At 62.8% G+C, this 15,493-nt stretch carries 16 protein-coding genes; 8 read left to right on the forward strand and 8 right to left on the reverse strand.

Features of this window, described 5'->3' with window-relative positions; translation table 11 throughout:
• The first annotated feature begins 67 nt into the window (after positions 1-67).
• Positions 68-1,186 carry a DUF2336 domain-containing protein gene (locus AB7G19_RS10015; RefSeq protein ID WP_085399743.1) on the forward strand — a complete coding sequence of 373 codons (1,119 nt, stop codon included), beginning with the start codon at positions 68-70 and terminating at the stop codon, positions 1,184-1,186.
• A gap of 20 nt (positions 1,187-1,206) precedes the next feature.
• A complete protein-coding gene (locus tag AB7G19_RS10020) occupies positions 1,207-1,440 on the forward strand; it encodes a hypothetical protein (protein WP_063981598.1) in 234 nt (77 codons plus the stop codon).
• 16 nt (positions 1,441-1,456) lie between these two features.
• On the opposite strand, the gene AB7G19_RS10025 is transcribed toward AB7G19_RS10020, so the two are convergent.
• Positions 1,457-2,782 (reverse strand): MFS transporter, encoded by a 1,326-nt coding sequence (locus AB7G19_RS10025; RefSeq protein ID WP_085399742.1) that lies wholly within the window; start codon positions 2,780-2,782, stop codon positions 1,457-1,459.
• Between the two features lie 301 nt (positions 2,783-3,083).
• On the reverse strand, positions 3,084-3,821 hold the full coding sequence (locus AB7G19_RS10030) for a 3-oxoacyl-ACP reductase family protein (protein ID WP_085399741.1): 738 nt from the start codon (positions 3,819-3,821) through the stop codon (positions 3,084-3,086).
• A gap of 150 nt (positions 3,822-3,971) precedes the next feature.
• Here AB7G19_RS10030 and AB7G19_RS10035 point away from each other — a divergent pair, with 150 nt between their 5' ends.
• From AB7G19_RS10035 to AB7G19_RS10045, 3 genes are all read left to right on the forward strand, one after another.
• A complete protein-coding gene (locus tag AB7G19_RS10035) occupies positions 3,972-4,514 on the forward strand; it encodes a TetR/AcrR family transcriptional regulator (protein ID WP_244623078.1) in 543 nt (180 codons plus the stop codon).
• Positions 4,515-4,707: 193 nt separating this feature from the next.
• Positions 4,708-5,136 carry a universal stress protein gene (locus AB7G19_RS10040; protein WP_063981602.1) on the forward strand — a complete coding sequence of 143 codons (429 nt, stop codon included), beginning with the start codon at positions 4,708-4,710 and terminating at the stop codon, positions 5,134-5,136.
• A gap of 399 nt (positions 5,137-5,535) precedes the next feature.
• Positions 5,536-6,021: a YkgB family protein gene (locus AB7G19_RS10045; RefSeq protein ID WP_085399739.1), complete on the forward strand. Its 486-nt coding sequence runs from the start codon at positions 5,536-5,538 to the stop codon at positions 6,019-6,021.
• 122 nt (positions 6,022-6,143) lie between these two features.
• Here the strand turns inward: AB7G19_RS10045 and AB7G19_RS10050 are convergent, their stop codons facing one another.
• From AB7G19_RS10050 to AB7G19_RS10060, 3 genes are all read right to left on the reverse strand, one after another.
• Positions 6,144-6,641 (reverse strand): GNAT family N-acetyltransferase, encoded by a 498-nt coding sequence (locus AB7G19_RS10050; protein WP_085399738.1) that lies wholly within the window; start codon positions 6,639-6,641, stop codon positions 6,144-6,146.
• A 63-nt stretch (positions 6,642-6,704) separates the two neighbouring features.
• Positions 6,705-8,411: a response regulator gene (locus tag AB7G19_RS10055; protein WP_085399737.1), complete on the reverse strand. Its 1,707-nt coding sequence runs from the start codon at positions 8,409-8,411 to the stop codon at positions 6,705-6,707.
• The gene (locus AB7G19_RS10060) at positions 8,408-9,922 is read right to left on the reverse strand and encodes an ATPase domain-containing protein (RefSeq protein ID WP_063981606.1); all 1,515 of its coding nucleotides are present in this window, start codon (positions 9,920-9,922) and stop codon (positions 8,408-8,410) included. The genes AB7G19_RS10055 and AB7G19_RS10060 overlap by 4 nt, the downstream gene beginning before the upstream one ends.
• Positions 9,923-10,319: 397 nt before the next feature.
• Between AB7G19_RS10060 and AB7G19_RS10065 the strand changes: the two genes are divergently transcribed.
• Together AB7G19_RS10065 and AB7G19_RS10070 are read left to right on the forward strand one after the other, a co-directional pair.
• A complete protein-coding gene (locus tag AB7G19_RS10065; protein ID WP_063981607.1) occupies positions 10,320-10,586 on the forward strand; it encodes a hypothetical protein in 267 nt (88 codons plus the stop codon).
• Between the two features lie 162 nt (positions 10,587-10,748).
• Positions 10,749-11,504, forward strand: a complete 756-nt coding sequence (locus AB7G19_RS10070) for an outer membrane protein (protein WP_085399736.1) — start codon at positions 10,749-10,751, stop codon at positions 11,502-11,504.
• Positions 11,505-11,598: 94 nt separating this feature from the next.
• On the opposite strand, the gene AB7G19_RS10075 is transcribed toward AB7G19_RS10070, so the two are convergent.
• The gene (locus AB7G19_RS10075) at positions 11,599-12,222 is read right to left on the reverse strand and encodes a helix-turn-helix domain-containing protein (RefSeq protein WP_244623079.1); all 624 of its coding nucleotides are present in this window, start codon (positions 12,220-12,222) and stop codon (positions 11,599-11,601) included.
• Between the two features lie 505 nt (positions 12,223-12,727).
• On the opposite strand from AB7G19_RS10075, the gene AB7G19_RS10080 reads away from it, so the two are divergent.
• The gene (locus tag AB7G19_RS10080; RefSeq protein WP_441267759.1) at positions 12,728-13,015 is read left to right on the forward strand and encodes a DUF3551 domain-containing protein; all 288 of its coding nucleotides are present in this window, start codon (positions 12,728-12,730) and stop codon (positions 13,013-13,015) included.
• 197 nt (positions 13,016-13,212) lie between these two features.
• Here the strand turns inward: AB7G19_RS10080 and feoB are convergent, their stop codons facing one another.
• Positions 13,213-15,084, reverse strand: a complete 1,872-nt coding sequence (feoB, locus tag AB7G19_RS10085) for a ferrous iron transporter B (protein ID WP_085399734.1) — start codon at positions 15,082-15,084, stop codon at positions 13,213-13,215.
• A gap of 23 nt (positions 15,085-15,107) precedes the next feature.
• Entirely contained in the window at positions 15,108-15,383 is a 276-nt protein-coding gene (locus AB7G19_RS10090; protein ID WP_014493043.1) for a FeoA family protein, read from the reverse strand.
• Positions 15,384-15,493: the final 110 nt, after the last annotated feature.

The following is a 15,493-nucleotide window of genomic DNA, read 5'->3' on the forward strand; positions in this document are numbered from 1 at the left end:
GTTCCCAGAGGAATTCGGCGTCCTGCCAGCACAAGCAGGATGGCTAACCAAGAACTGGGGTAACGAGATGAACGGGGCGAAATCGCTTCTGCAGGATCTGGACGACGCGATCGCGCGCGGCACCGACGAGAGCCGGGCGAAGGCGTTGTGGCATGCGACCGACATCCTGATCACCGGCCGCTACAGCGACGACGAGATCAGCATGTTCGGCGAGGTCATCGGGCGGCTCGCCGACGAGATCGAGGTCGCCGCGCGGGCGCAGCTCTCCGAGCTGATGTCGGCCTGCGACCACGCTCCGCTCAATGTCATCGAAAAGCTCGCCCTCGACGACGAGATCGACGTGGCCGGTCCGGTGCTGCGCGACTCCAGCCGTATCGACGAGAAGATGCTGGTCGAGAGCGCCATGACCAAGGGCCAGGCGCATCTGCTTGCGATCGCCCAGCGCAGGTCGATCGGCGAAGCCGTCACCGACGTGCTGGTCAAGCGCGGCGACCAGGAGGTCGTGACCTCCGTCGCCAAAAACGAGGGCGCGCGCTTCTCCGGCTCGGGCCTGCTGCACATGGTCCGGCGCGCCGAGGGTGACTCGATCCTCGCCGAGCAGCTCGGCCTGCGCAAGGACGTCCCGCGCCACATCTTCCAGCAGCTCATTTCCAAGGCGTCGGAAGACGTCCGCCGCCGCCTCGCGAGCGAGCGGCCCGAAATGATGTCGCAGATCCAGAGCTCGGTGACCGACGTCACCGGCGATCTCCAGTCCAAGTTCGGTCCGTCCTCGCGCAGCTATTTCGTCGCCAAGCGCGTGGTGACGACGCAGTACCGCCAGGGCAACCTCAACCAGGACTCGATCTCGAACTATGCGCGCCAGCACCGTTTCGACGAGGTGCAGATCGGCCTGTCGCTGTTGTCGTCGCTTCCGGTCGACGTGATCGAGCGCGCGATGATGGACCGCAATCGCGAGATACTTCTGGTGCTGTGCAAGGCGCTCGACTTCTCGTGGGACACGACCATGTCGCTGCTGTTCCTCGGCGCCAAGGATCATCTGATCACGGCGCGCGAGCTCCATGACAGCGAGCGCGAGTTCGGCAAGCTCAAGATCGAGACGTCGCGCAGCATTCTGAAGTTCTACCAGTCGCGCAAGACCGGCGCGGGTGCCGATACGGGCCGTCAGCCCGAACTCCAGGTGCACTGAGCGAGAGGGGAGTATTTGCAATGTTGCCTCAATTCGGCACCGCAATTCGCAAGAACAAGAGCCTGCCCGTCGATGCCGGCGGTTCGGCTCCCGAGAAGGCTTCCGTCGACGCCGCCTGGCTCGTGCTCGAAGCCGCCAACGATCTCGGCGATCACGCCGCGATCGCGGCCTGCCGCCGCGTCATCGACGCCGAACTCAACGGCACCGTGGCGGGCAGCGCGGATATCGATCTCGTGCTCGGTTATTTCAGGTAGCGACGATCACCCGCGTCTAGTGCGCCATCGCGATTTCGCCGGACACTTGCTCGCGCCTTGCATCGATGCGTAGCAGCACGACTACGACTGCGCCCACCAGCGCGCAACCCGCCAGCAACAGAAGACCTGCGGTAAAACTGCCGGTTAAATCCTTCAGGTAGCCCATTGCGTAAGGACCGGCGAAACCGGAAAGATTTCCAAGCGAGTTGATCGCGGCGATGCCGGCGGCAGCCGATGCTCCCGTTAGAAAGCTCGCCGGCAGCGGCCAAAACATCGGGGGGACCGCGGAGACGCCGATCTGTGCGAAGCAAAGCAATGCCATGACAAGGACGGAGTTGGAAACGAGACCTGCCACTCCGATCCCCACCGCTGCCATCAACAGTGCCGCGGCGACGTGACCCTTTCGTTCCATGGTCCGATCGGAATGACGACCAAGCAGCACCATGCCCGCGGCCCCGAAAATAAAGGGCAGCGCTGCGAGCAGGCCGGTCTGGGTATCGCTGACGCCAAAACCCTTGATGATGGTTGGCAGGAAGAACGCCACGCCATAACTTGCAGCATTCAGGCAGAAGTACACCAGAGCGCACAACAAAATGCGGTAATCGGTGAGCGCCTGCCCCAATGACAGGTGTTCGACCTTCTCCTTGTTCCGCTTCTCGGTGGCCTGCACGTCTTCCAGCCAGGCAATCTCGTCTTGTTGCAGCCAGCGGGCCTGGCGCGGAAAATCGGTCAGATAGAGCAGGACGCAGATGCCTACCACGACCGAGGGCAGCGCCTCGAGAATGAACAGCCACTGCCAGCCTTCCAATCCCCAACCGGTCACGCCGAGCAGAAGCCCGGAGATGGGCGATCCGATGATGGACGAAATCGGGATCGCCAGCATGAACAGGCTGATGACCCGAGCCCGGTAAACCGCCGGGAACCACAGGGTCAGATAGAAGATGATGCCTGGAAAGAATCCCGCCTCGCAGGCGCCGAGCAGCAAACGAAGAGAGTAGAAGACGCCCGTTGTCGGTAGTCCCGTTGCTGCCGATATCGATGGGATGAATGCGAAGGCCGCCGAGACGATTCCCCACGTAATCATGATGCGGGCGATCCAGACGCGCGCGCCGACTCGTTCCAGGAAGATGTTGGAGGGGACTTCAAACAGGAAATACCCGACGAAGAACAAGCCCGCGCCCAGTCCGAACGCTGCTTCACTTAAACCCAGCGCCTGGTTCATGTGCAGCTTGGCAAAGCCGACATTGACGCGGTCAAGATAGGCCACGAAATAGCAGACGATCAGGAACGGTATAAGCCGCCACATAACCTTGCCAATGACACGCTTCTCGACGTCTTGCATGGCAAGGCCTCCCGTTTGATCACCGGAACCCGCTCAACATCCGGGCGGCGTTGCGAAACAATGACGGGTACGAACGATGAGTGCAAACGGCATTTTGACGTTCAAGCCAAAGTGACAGTCGTGCTGTCATGCTCGAAGCTGGACGAGGGACGAAGCACGCGACACGCTCCATCTAACGCTCGCGGGGCGGCCGAGGCATCGGCCGCCCGCCATGATGATCGCGAACATCATCTTATTTTGCCATCGCAGTCATCGCCAGCTTCTCGACCTCCTGTTGGACGAACACCAAGCGCCGGAATGTCTACGCGTTCGCGCCGCCGTCGACGGTCAAGGTCGAGCCGGTGATGTATTTTGCCTTCGCGCTCGCCAGGAACGCCACCGCGTTCGCGATGTCATCCGTCGCGCCGTACCGGCCGAGCGCCATGAACTGCTTCAATGTCTCGGCGGTCGGGCCGTGCGCCGGATTCATGTCGGTGTCGATCGAGCCCGGTGCCACGAGGTTGACCGTGACGTCCCTCGGGCCAAGCTCCCGCGCCAGCGCCTTCGTGAATGCGGTTAGCGCCGACTTCGACGCCGCGTACACGCCGAGCGCCGGCGAGGGCACGCGGTCCGCGAAATAGCTGCCGATGGTGATGATGCGGCCGCCCTTGCCAAGGTGCGGCAGCGCCGCCTTGCTCGCGGCGATCGGCGAACGCACGTTGACGTTCAGCATCGCGTCGATGTCGGCGAGCGAGATGTCGTTGAGGCCGCCCAATCGCAGAATGCCGGCATTGTTGACCAGGATGTCGAGCCCGCCCAGCTCCTTGACGGTCTTGTCGACCGAAGCCTGAACGGCAGCGACATCGGCGCTGTCGGCCTGGATCGCTACGGCTTTCCGGCCCGTCGCCTTGATCGCGTCCACGACCTTGGCGGCGATCTCCGCCGACTTCTCGTAAGTAATCGCGACATCGGCGCCTTCCGCGGCGAGCGCCTTCGCGATGGCCGCACCGATACCCCTGCTTGCGCCCGTCACCAGGGCCCGTTTTCCTGCCAGTGTCATGTGATCTCTCCAATTCTGTAATGATCGACACAGAATATGTGGAGTCTTGATTGCCGCGGTCAAGTGAATTATGTGTTGATCATTACAGAAAGACGGGCGATGGCAGGTCGGCCACGGGAATTTGATCGCGACGCGGCGTTGGAGGCCGCCATGCTGCTGTTTTGGCGCAAGGGCTTTGCGGCAGCCTCGATGCACGACCTCTGCCACGCCATGGGCGTCAGCTCGCCCAGCCTCTATGCGGCCTTCGAAAGCAAGGAGGCACTCTACCTTGCCGCGATCGAGCATTACGTCGAGACCCAGGGCCAGCCGGTCTGGGACCGGCTTGCGGAAGGCGCGACCGCGCGCGCCGGCATCGAGAATCTGCTGATCGGGGCGGCCGAGACCCTGCCGAAATCCCGGAGAGCGCCGGCCGGCTGCATGGCCGTGCTGGGCGCCGTCAGCGACGAATGGCCGGCCACCATTGCCCGCGAGATCAAGAAGGTCCGGCTCGACATGCTTGGCAATTTGCGCGGGCGGCTGGAGGCTGCGGTCGCGAGCGGCGAACTGCCTGCCGCAACCGACATCGATGCGCTGAGCCGGTTCTACCTCAGCGTCTTCGAAGGCATGGCGATCCAGGCCAAGGACGACGCGACGCCTGAGGAGTTGAGAGGCGTAGCGAAGGCGGCCATGGCGATGTGGCCGGGCGAGCGGTAGCTCGCGGCCTGTACGATGGGTAGAGCGCAGCGAGACCCATCGTTCCATCCAGGCGTGTTGATGGGTTTCGCTCCGCTCTATCCATCGTACGAGCTGGGTCGAGAGATTGATCTATCTCAAGACCGCATCCGAAACGCGGGCCCAGCTTACATTCGGAAGGCAGCGATACGTCCAGACAGGCGGGAGGTGAAGCATGTACCGGCATATTCTCATTCCGACAGATGGGTCGGAGCTAGCGGAGCACGGAGTGGCGCATGGGTTGGCGCTGGCGAAATCCCTTGGAGCCAAGGTATCTCTAATCTTCGTTGTGGAGCCGTTTTCAGAAATGACAGGGCGGTTCCGTGAAGCAGTCGCAACATATGCCGAGCTGCGCAAGGAACAGGCCACGAGCGCGTTGGATCGCGCGGCAAATGCGGCCAAGGAGGCCGGCGTTTCCTGCGAACCGATTCAAGTGGAGAACGGGCAACCCCATCAAGCCATCATCGCAGCAGCCGAGAATAAAGGTTGCGATCTCATCGTGATGTCATCCCATGGCCGCAGCGGACTCTCCATGCTTCTCATCGGTAGCGTGACAAACAAGGTGCTGGCACAGGCGAAAACTCCCGTACTGATTTGTCCGTGAATGTGCGGATCTGCTGACAGAGTTCTCGCTCGCCGCGAGGACTAGAAAACTCAACGGCCGCATAAACCGCCTTGTCTGCTTTCGTCATCTGCGGGCCTTACCTGCCGGTCAGGCCTTGTCGGCCCGGCACCCGGGTAGCCGGTGACAGTGCACTTAACTCGAAGCAGGAGACCCCGTGCGCATCAATTGAATGCACTGTCACCGCAATTGCGGCGACGGCTAGAGCCTGTCGATCCGAAATGCGCGAGTCTCGACCGCGGCGCGAACACGCGCGTTGCACGCAGCTGTGATCGTGGAACCCCGCCGCGGATGTAACGACAGACGCTCCCCTCCGAATAGCCCGTAGCGGACGCTTCGTTCGCCAATAGATGGATGCGCAATCCGGGGAGAAATCGTCGCATGATGGGATTCAACGTCGCGGAGAATGGTGGAGGCTCTTATCGTCCGCTCGCCATTCTGCGCTGGGTCATGGTGGTCATATTCGTATCGTTTGGAATGCAGAAATTCACACTGCAATCCGCACAGGGTATCGCCCAGTTCATCAGCCACAGCCCGTTCATCTCCTGGCTGTCGGTATTCGGCCTGAGGGGCGAGGCCTATGTTCTCGGTGTCGCCGAATTCGTGATCGCGGCGCTGCTCGTGGCAGGCAGCTTCAGTCCGGTCTTGTCGGCGCTGGGTTCGTTCATGGGCATGATGACCTTCGCGATCACGTGGTCGTTCTTCTTCACGACGCCGGGCGTCGTCACATGGAGCCTTTCAACCGATCCGATGGCGTGGAATCTGGCCGGCGAGTTCCTGTTCAAGGACATCGTCCTGCTGTGTGTGTGCGTTGTGCTGTTTCTCGCTTCGTTGCCGCAGTCGGTTGTCCGGCTCCGCACCGGCTGAGCGTAAAGCGGCTTTGCGATAGCCCGTAGGACGGGGAGAGCACAGCGAAACCCATCACGCTTCAACGCGCCCGGAAGCAAGGATGGGTTTCGCTTCGCTCTACCCATCCTGCGAGACGCATCTCACCGCCGAGCGCGGTAAATCACGACATCATTGCCATGACGCGTCGTGCTCTTCTCGAGGATGTAATTGGCCTTCTCCAGCACGCGGCGGGATGCGCCGTTGCTGACATAGACAAGGCCGATGAGAGACGGCAGTTCGTGGTGCGACAGCCCAATGTCCGTCAGCGCGATTGCGACCTCGCTCGCAAATCCGCGGCCCCAGAACTCGCGCTTAAATGCGTAGGCAATCTCGATCTCGTCGATGTCGTCCACGAGGATGTGCCGGATGCCCGCTCGCCCGGCGAAGGCGCCGTCCTTCGTTCGCAGCACCCACAGCCCAAAACCGTGCTGGTCCCAATGCGCCATGTTGGTCGCGAGATAGGTCTTGGTGACCTCGGGTGCACGCACGCCGCCGAGATAGCGGGACACCTCGGCATCGAGATGCAGCGTGACGAGGTCGTCGAGGTGGTCTTCGCGAAGCCTCTCGGCGGTCAATCTGTCGGTGCTGAAGCGGTCCATGGAGACTGATAGCCGCTTTGGAGGCCGGTCGTCGATCGCTTTCGCGATGCGACACCGCACGCGTCAGCAGCGGCTGGACCGCTTGGACTCCATGTCGCGCCCGGGTTCTGCCTTTGCCGCGCTGAGCGCCGCGGCCAGCTCGTCGATATGGTAGGGTTTCGGCAGAATCTGCAGACCGGCCAATTCGGCGTCGTGAACTGCGGCTTCGGAGTATCCGCTGGTCAGAAGCACGGGTATGTCGCTTCGCCTTCTCTTGATCTCCCGCGCCAGCTCGACCCCATTCATGCCACCGGGCATCATGACATCGGAAAAGACGAGGTCGACGGCGCGGCCGTCCGCCAGGGCACCGAGCGCGGCCGCGCCACTCGCCGCGTGCGTGACCTCGTAACCGAGCTGGCCCAGCATCTCGCTCACCAGTGCGGCAACCTCGTCATCGTCCTCGACCAGAAGGATGCGGCCATGATTGCTCTTCTTCGGCCGCACCATGTTGAGATCGATCAGGTGTCGCTCCCTGGAAGGAATGCTGAGCGACCGCGGCAAATAGAGTTCGATGCTGGAGCCTCGGCCGACTTCCGATCGAATGCGGACCGTCCCCCGTGACTGCGTCGCGAATCCATGGACCTGGGCGAGCCCGAGCCCCGAGCCCTTTCCGACCTCCTTGGTCGTGAAGAATGGTTCGAAAACGCGTGACAGGATCTCCGGACTCATGCCGACACCGGTATCGACGACGGACAGGCGCACATAGTCTCCGGCGATCTGCTCGTCATTCAGATTGGGCAGATTTTCCCCGCGCACGAGAATCGTGCCGCCATTGGGCATGGCGTCGCGGGCGTTGACGGCGAGGTTGAGGATCACGAGTTCGAGCTCGCCGGGATCGACCTCCACCGGCCAGAGCGTGTCCGGAAAATCGAACTCGACATGGACGTCGCCTCTCAGGCTTCGATCGAGCAATTCGCGCATGCCGCCCATCTGTGAGGCTACGTCGACAGGCTCCGGCCGGAGCGTCTGCCGGCGGGAGAACGCGAGAAGCTGCCTGGTCAGGCTGGCCCCGCGCTGGGCGGCCTGGACCATCCCGTCCATGAGCCGGCGACGACGGTCCGGATCGGTCTGGCGGTCGAGCATGTCGAGGCCGCCGGAGATCACCATCAGCAGATTGTTGAAGTCGTGCGCCACCCCGCCGGTCAGCTGTCCGATGGCTTCGATCTTCTGGGCTTGCCGAAGCGTCTCCTCGACCCGGGCACGCTCGTCCATCTCGACGCGCAATTGCTCGACGGCTTCCGCAAGGGCCCGCGTGCGCTCGACCACCAGCGTCTCGAGCTCCTGAGCCGCCTGTTCGCGCGCCGCGAACAGAGCCCGGATTTCGTATTGGCGCCGCCGCGCGCGCAGTGCCGATTGAACGGCGCTAGTCAGCGTCATTGGCTGAACCGGCCGCTCGAGCAGCGAGACGTTACGGAGAAGCGCGACAATGCTGCGGCGCCAGGCAAGGACGGCCGGCTGCTCGCGATGGCTGGTCAGGACGACGAAGGGCAGGTCGGACCAGGGCGGTTGGCTCTCGATCCATTGTGCCAGCGGCGAGGTGTCTTTCCCGAACAGAGCTTCCTCGGCAACGAAAACGGCGCCGACGCCGGCTGCCATCTCGCTGACGAGTTCGGGCAGACTGCGGCAGCTGGTCGCTTCCAGGTGCGAACTCCGGAACAGCTCGGCGGAGGCAAGTCCGTCGCGCCCGATCGGAGCAAAGACGAGAACATGGTGATCTCGCTCAACGCTCATTCAACCGACCCTTCGGGCTTAGGTGCCCCGGTATAATGCGGATTGCCGGAAAAGATGCCGCTGAACTCCCTCAGGGGCGGGCCGAGCGTGATGCCGGCGCTGCTAAGCCGAAATTCCCGGATGGTATGCTCGTGTCGGCCGCTGCGCTTCTTGACGACAGACAGAGCGCGCCGCACCGTTCCGCCGACCTCGAAATAGCGCAGCATGACCACGGAATCGCTGAGATAGCTGATGTCGAGAGGCGTATCCATCGGACCGACGAGGCCATGCTGGGCGAGGACCAGGATGGTCAGCACACCCTGCTGCCCCAGGTAGCTCAAGAGTTCGTGCATCTGCAGGATGAGAAATCGCTCGTCGGGCATCGCGGCCAGATAGCCGTTCAGACTGTCGATGATGACGAGGCGGGCATTGTCGGCCTCGACGCTCTTTCGCACGTTTGCGGCGAACTCACCCGGCGACAGCTCGGCGGGATCGATCTGCTGAAACCGGACAAGCCCCGAATCGACGTGTTCTTGCAGGTGCAGGCCAAGTGTCCGGGCGCGCGCTTCGACCGTGCCGCGGCCTTCATCGAACGCGAAGAACACCGCGTGCTCGCCACGTTCGGCCGCCGCGATCGCGTAGGTGAGCGCAACCGATGATTTGCCCACGCCGGCGGCGCCGATGAGCAGCGCATTGGTGCCGCGCTCGAGGCCGCCTCCCAGGAGCTGGTCGAGCTCGGCGTTGCCGCTCGGGGTGAAGTCGCCGACGAAGGTCTTGTGATGTTCGGCCGCCACCAGGCGGGGGAATATCTGCAGGCCGCCTCGCTCGATCGTGAAATCGTGAAACCCGCCGCGAAACCGGATGCCGCGCATCTTGATCACGCGGAGCCGGCGCCGCTCGGCGCCGTAATCGATCGCGACCTGTTCGAGCATCACCACGCCGTGCGCAATGGAATGGAGCTGCAAATCGTCCTGAGATGACGAAAGATCGTCGAGCAGGACCACTGTGCAATTGCGGTTGGTGAAAAAATGTTTCAGGGCCAGCACCTGGCGCCTGTAACGAAGCGGGTTCTGGGCAAGCAGGCGCAGTTCGGACAGGCTGTCGAGCACGACGCGGTTGGGATTGACCCGCTCGACTTCCCTGAAGATCAGGCCGGTCGTCTCGCTCAGCTCCATTTCGGCGGGATGAAACACCGTGAGCTCGCGCTCCGGATCGAGCGTCGTCTCCGGCGGAACCAGTTCGAAGATGTCGATGCCGTCCAGCGTCCAGCCGTGCCGCTGCGCCACGACGTCCAGCTCGCGCTTGGTTTCGGACAGCGAAATATAGAGCACGCGCTCTCCGTCCCGCACCCCCCTCAGCAGGAACTGAAGCGCGATGGTGGTCTTGCCCGTGCCGGGCTGCCCCTCGTAGAGATACATCCGGTTGGCGTCGAAGCCGCCACCCAGGATGTCGTCCAGCCCGGCGCTGCCGGTCGATATTCTGGACAGCTCTCGGGGCGCACTGTCCGTAACAGTGCTGGATGGACTGCTCATTGATCCCCTTTGACGCTTCGAGAGAAGGGCGCCACCGCCCCTGCGCGAGTCCCAGGGCTCGCGCCCGGTTAAGCCGAACGGCCTTGGAACGAACTCTCAGATCGGCGCCGGGTTCCCTGCTGATGGGGTGGCGGTCGGCCCTGATCACGGCGCCGATCCAGCCCGAAGACGGTATCGCATCGCCATTCGCGGGACGGAGAAGGTCGGGAGCCGGATGTCACTGAAGCCGATGATGCCATCGTGCTCCTGTGTTGCCCGACGGGTCAACCGACCCTCAGTTCGCGACCCGGCGCGTCAAGCGTTCGCAGTCAAGTCGCTGCTTGATCTGAATCAAACAGGCGGATGACAGCCGCACCACAACGCGAGTCCAGGGACTGGTGACATGTTGGTGTGCGCAATGAGTCCGACCTGGTACGTCACCTTCGAAGTGCAACGGCGAGGCGTTCTGCCGAGACAACGAAGTCCGCGCGAGACGAAGACCTTCGCGACTGAGCATGAAGCCAAGCTGTTTGCGCGCGCCAAGCGCGATGAGGGACTTTCCGTCTTTGCAGGCACGATCAACCCGCACCTGCCGAAGCGGGTGATCCCATCCTCCGGCATCGGCGCGTGGCTTGCTGACGAACAGGACGGTGCTGGAGCGCACGGCACTTCAAAGACTGACTAAGCACTCTTCTGTGCATAGCGATGGCGTTTGAGTGTTGCCATTTTGGTACGGGCCCAAAATCCCCTCGCGCGTAAACTTCAGGATGTTCGCAAGCTTTATGCACGCCAGCCTGCATTAGGGCTCGCTTCTGACGAAAGAAATTTGAGCAAAGGGGACGAAACGATGAAAAAGCTTTCGATCGCGGCGATCGGCTTCGCGGCGCTGAGCATGGCGGCTCCGGCCATGGCGGCCGATATGGCCGTCAAGGCGCCGCCGCCGGCACCGGTGGTGGCGGTTTACAACTGGACCGGATTTTACATCGGCGCCAACGGAGGCTGGGGGCAGAGCCACGGTTGCGTCGATTTGATAACGCCCGCAGGCAACGTCGCAAGTGGTTGCGCCGATCGCTCCGGAGGCCTCGTCGGTGGACAGATCGGGTATCGCTGGCAGACCAATCAGTTCGTGCTCGGCCTGGAAGCTCAGGGTGATTGGGCCGAGATCAAGAACACACGCGTCAGCGTGATCGATCCGTTTATCTCGACCACGGGCAAGACCGATGCGATCGGGCTGTTCACGGCTCAGCTCGGTTGGGCATGGAACGCCTCACTGCTCTACGTGAAGGGCGGCGCCGCCGTGACGCGCAATCGCTTTGACATCTTCAACAATGTCACCGGCGTCGGCCTCGCCTCGGCAGGTCACACGCGCTGGGGCGGTGCCCTGGGTGTCGGCTGGGAGTATGGCTTCAGCCCGAACTGGACGGTCGGTGTCGAATACGACCACCTCTGGATGGGGCGTGACAACACCTCCTTCGCAGGCGTGGTCACACCCGGTGGGTTCACCCTCACCGGCAGCGGTGTCACCCAGGATATCGACATGGTCACGGTTCGCGTGAACTATCGCTTCGGCGGTTATGGTGCTGGTTATGGTGCTCGCTACTGAGCCTGTGTCTTCCCAGTGACTTCAGGCCCCGGCATGGACCGGGGCCTTTTTCATGGGAAGCGCGAAAACGCGAGGATGTCCGCCGCTTCCGGCGTCAGTTCCGACGGTCGAACCCGGCGAGTTGTTGTCTGTCCAAGAGCACGATGTGACGCTGGTTCTTGTCGATGAAACCGAGGATCCCAAGCGCGCGCAAATGCGAGAGAGATCGCGAGACGGTCTCGAGCGTCATACCGAGATAATCCGCGATGTCACGCCTCGACATCGGCAGCGCGAGGACGCCTGCGGCCGTGAGCCGCCTGTCCATTTCGATCAGAAAGGCAGCAACCCGCTCCAGCGACGTCTTGCGTCCAAGCAGCAGCATGTGGTCCTCGGCATGCCGGAGATTCGTCGTGGTCATATGGAGCAGGCTTCCGGCCAAGGTGCCGTCGCTCCCGGCAACAGCGTCGAGGCTCTCCCGCCTGATCAGCCGCACGGTCGTGTCCGTCACCGCTTCCGTCGTGAAGCGATGGACACCGCCATTCGTCAGCCCGAAGGTGTCGCCGGGAACATGAAACGCATTGATCTGCCGGCGCCCGTCGGACAGCAGCTTGTAGCTTCGTACTGTGCCTGACTTGACCTGGTAGATGTATTCGGCGGGCTCCTTCTCGCCGTAGATCTCGCTGTCGCGCCTGTAGGTGAATTCGCGCAGGCTGACCACCGGATTCGAGGCGGCGGTCATTCCGAGTTCGCTAAGAGAATGCGGGCGGGGAAGGGAGACCGGGGTTGCGTGCATCAGCATTGGACCAACTCCTCAATCTCATAGCGATCGGGTTCGTCAGTCGCGGAGCATGTGCTGAAACGGGGACAGTGTCGCGCGGCTCTTGTTGTTCCTGATATCGAGCTTGTTCGAAAGCGGGACGAGTGACTATCGTCCTAAGGTTCATTGTACCAACGGACAGGACGAGGTTTGGCATGTCGCGATACGCCGCCTTGATCTAGCGCAACGTGAGGCCTCGTAAGGTTTCCATGCTTCGATGGCTGGACTTCACCAGCTCACGGAGACAACTATGGATGCAAGACGACTTACTGCGGCAGCAGCCGCATTCGTGTGTGCGGCCTCGTGCCCCCTGCCTTAGATCCGTTGATTTTCGTTGGGACCGCGCGCGCCCAATTGGGTTTGATGTTCGCAGCCAGAAGGCAGGTTGGCGCGCAGCATCCGACGGAACTTAAATCAGGAGATGAAGATGACCCGCCCGCTTTTCGCAATTCTATCGGTTAGCTCAATTCTGGTGTCGGCAGCCTCGATCTCGTCCGCGGCCGAACGCCAGTATCGCCATGGCAACGTCGCCCCGGGTGTTCCTAATAGCTACTGCTTGCAGGGGCGGATCTGGGGATACCCAGGCAATTGCCAATTCGCGACCTATGAGCAGTGCATGGCAACCGCTTCAGGGATCAGTGCCTATTGCGGCGTCAATCCGAGCTACGCCTTCGCGCATCAGTATGACCCTCGCGGTCAGTGGTATCCGCGCTAGCGGATCTCTATCCCGATCCTGATCCCGGTCTTGGCAATTCTTCGACGATACCATTGTGCCAGTGTTTTGCCCGACGGTGCAACCGGCGCGCATTAGTCCTTGGCCCGGGTGGTTTTTGCAAATGCGTAAGCCATTGATTTCACAACCCACGTCTACTGTGCATGGGGTTGTTTTCGCAGTTTTGGTTTGAGGGGGCCTTATCCCGCCCCTAACGCGACCGCGACGTTGTAGGTCAGGAGGCTCGCGGCATAGGCGAGCACCAGCATGTAGAAGAAGGTCACGGCCATCCAGGTCCAGCTTCCGGTCTCGCGCCGGATCACGGCGAGCGTGGATGCGCATTGCGGGGCGAAGATGTACCAGGCCAGCATCGACAGCGCGGTCGCGAGCGACCATTTCGTCGCCAACACCTGGCCGATCTGCTCGGCCGCTTCCTTGCCGCCTTCGATCGCATAGACGGTGCCGAGGGCTGCGACCGCGACCTCGCGCGCCGCCATGCCCGGGATCAGCGCGACCGCGATCTGCCAGTTGAAGCCGACGGGGGCGAGCAGGGGCTCGAGCGCCTTGCCGATGATCGCGGCCAGGCTGAAGTCGATCGCCGGCTCGGTGGCGCCCGCGGGCGGCTGCGGGAACGAGGCCAGAAACCAGATCAGCACCATCATCGAGAAGATCGTGGTGCCGGCGCGGTGCAGGAACATTTTCGCCCGCGTGTAGACGCCGATCGCGATCGATTTCAGCCGCGGCATCTTGTAGTCCGGCAGCTCCAGCATGAACGGCGCCGGCGCATAGTCGCGCAGCATGAAGAATTTGATCAGGAACGAGACGACCAGCGCGCTGGTGATGCCGGCGGCGTAGAGGCCGAACATCACGAGGCCCTGGAGGTTAATGAAGCCCCAGACGTCCCTGGCCGGAATGAAGGCCGAGATGATCAGCGTATAGACGGGAATGCGCGCCGAGCAGGTCATCAGCGGCGCGATCAGGATCGTGGTCAGCCGGTCGCGCTTGTTGTCGATCACGCGCGTCGCCATGATGCCGGGAATGGCGCAGGCAAAGCTCGACAGCAGCGGAATGAAGGCGCGGCCGTGCAGGCCTGCGCCGCCCATGATGCGGTCCATCAGGAACGCGGCGCGCGCCATGTAGCCGAAGTCTTCCAGCAGCAGGATGAACAGGAAGATGATGATGATCTGCGGCAGGAACACGATGACGCTGCCGACGCCTGAGATCACGCCGTTCTGAAGGAAGCTCTGCAGCAGGCCGGCGGGCAGGGTGGCGTGCACGAATTCGCCGAGCGCGTCGAAGCCGTTGTTGAGCAGGTCCATCAGCGGCTGCGCCCAGGCGAACACCGCCTGGAACATCACGAACAGGATGAGAGCGAGCACGATCAGGCCGCCGACCGGATGCAGCACAACGGCATCGATCCGCGCGGTCCAGGTGTCGGGCCGGCTTGGCAGGCTGACGCAGTCGGCGATGATGCGGTCGGCCTCGCGCTGGGTGGCGCGCAGCTCGGCGACGCTGAGCGCGCGCCAGCTGTTCTCCCGCGGCTCCGCGGCGAGTTTCGCCGAGATCTCGTCCGTCAGCGCCAACAGGTCGGCCGTGCCGCTCTTGCGCACCGCGATCGAGGTGACCACGGGCACGCCGAGCTCCTTGGCGAGCCGCTCCACGTCGACGGTGATGCCGCGCCGGCTCGCGATGTCGAACATGTTGAGCACGAGGATCATCGGCCGGCCGGTGCGCTTCAGCTCCAGCAGCAGGCGGATGGTCAGGCGCAGATTGGTCGAGTCGGCCACGCACAGCACGAGGTCGGGCACGGTCTCGCCGGACGCCTTGCCGAGCACGAAGTCGCGGGTGATCTCCTCGTCCGGGCTGCGGCCGCGCAGCGAGTAGGTGCCGGGGAGGTCGACCACCGAGACCTGGCGTCCCAGGGGCGTAACGAAGAAGCCTTCCTTGCGCTCGACGGTGACGCCGGGATAGTTCGCGACCTTCTGTCGGCTGCCGGTCAGCGCGTTGAACAGCGACGTCTTGCCGCTGTTCGGCGTGCCCACCAGGGCGAGATGCAGCAGAGGAGCTTCCATGGGATCAGATTTCCGGTCGCTATCTAGGCGACAATGATGGCCATGGCTTCACGACGGCGGACCGCGATCGTGATGTTGTCGACACGGACGGCGATCGGGTCGCGCCCGACCAGGCCCTCGTGCAGGACCTCGACCCGGGCGCCCTCGACGAAGCCGAGCTCGATCAGCCGGCTCTCGAGCTCGATGTCCGAGAGCGCCGAGCCGGCATCCCCGGCAGAAAGGTGTTGGATGACGCCGATATAGCCGCGCTGGGCCAGGCCCAGCGGCATCCGCGAACGCGTGTCATTGGTGTCGGTCATGCCCTGTATTTTCAACGCAGGGCAGTGAGGTCAAGCGCGCGGGTCGGCTGAAACTGCACCTTAGAGTGATTTTAAAGTGCAGAACCGTGAGGCGCCGTTGGAGGACGCCC

This window comes from Bradyrhizobium sp. 215_C5_N1_1 (genome assembly GCF_052075935.1).
GTDB lineage: Bacteria > Pseudomonadota > Alphaproteobacteria > Rhizobiales > Xanthobacteraceae > Bradyrhizobium > Bradyrhizobium barranii.

What these genes read in the sequence shown, in the direction of transcription:
- AB7G19_RS10015 (WP_085399743.1), top strand. Translation starts at nt 68, where the DNA reads ATGAACGGGGCGAAATCGCTTCTGCAGGATCTGGACGACGCGATCGCG.
- AB7G19_RS10020 (WP_063981598.1), top strand. Translation starts at nt 1,207, where the DNA reads ATGTTGCCTCAATTCGGCACCGCAATTCGCAAGAACAAGAGCCTGCCC.
- AB7G19_RS10025 (WP_085399742.1), bottom strand. Translation starts at nt 2,782, where the DNA reads ATGCAAGACGTCGAGAAGCGTGTCATTGGCAAGGTTATGTGGCGGCTT.
- AB7G19_RS10030 (WP_085399741.1), bottom strand. Translation starts at nt 3,821, where the DNA reads ATGACACTGGCAGGAAAACGGGCCCTGGTGACGGGCGCAAGCAGGGGT.
- AB7G19_RS10035 (WP_244623078.1), top strand. Translation starts at nt 3,972, where the DNA reads ATGCTGCTGTTTTGGCGCAAGGGCTTTGCGGCAGCCTCGATGCACGAC.
- AB7G19_RS10040 (WP_063981602.1), top strand. Translation starts at nt 4,708, where the DNA reads ATGTACCGGCATATTCTCATTCCGACAGATGGGTCGGAGCTAGCGGAG.
- AB7G19_RS10045 (WP_085399739.1), top strand. Translation starts at nt 5,536, where the DNA reads ATGATGGGATTCAACGTCGCGGAGAATGGTGGAGGCTCTTATCGTCCG.
- AB7G19_RS10050 (WP_085399738.1), bottom strand. Translation starts at nt 6,641, where the DNA reads ATGGACCGCTTCAGCACCGACAGATTGACCGCCGAGAGGCTTCGCGAA.
- AB7G19_RS10055 (WP_085399737.1), bottom strand. Translation starts at nt 8,411, where the DNA reads ATGAGCGTTGAGCGAGATCACCATGTTCTCGTCTTTGCTCCGATCGGG.
- AB7G19_RS10060 (WP_063981606.1), bottom strand. Translation starts at nt 9,922, where the DNA reads ATGAGCAGTCCATCCAGCACTGTTACGGACAGTGCGCCCCGAGAGCTG.
- AB7G19_RS10065 (WP_063981607.1), top strand. Translation starts at nt 10,320, where the DNA reads ATGAGTCCGACCTGGTACGTCACCTTCGAAGTGCAACGGCGAGGCGTT.
- AB7G19_RS10070 (WP_085399736.1), top strand. Translation starts at nt 10,749, where the DNA reads ATGAAAAAGCTTTCGATCGCGGCGATCGGCTTCGCGGCGCTGAGCATG.
- AB7G19_RS10075 (WP_244623079.1), bottom strand. Translation starts at nt 12,222, where the DNA reads ATGACCGCCGCCTCGAATCCGGTGGTCAGCCTGCGCGAATTCACCTAC.
- AB7G19_RS10080 (WP_441267759.1), top strand. Translation starts at nt 12,728, where the DNA reads ATGACCCGCCCGCTTTTCGCAATTCTATCGGTTAGCTCAATTCTGGTG.
- feoB (WP_085399734.1), bottom strand. Translation starts at nt 15,084, where the DNA reads ATGGAAGCTCCTCTGCTGCATCTCGCCCTGGTGGGCACGCCGAACAGC.
- AB7G19_RS10090 (WP_014493043.1), bottom strand. Translation starts at nt 15,383, where the DNA reads ATGACCGACACCAATGACACGCGTTCGCGGATGCCGCTGGGCCTGGCC.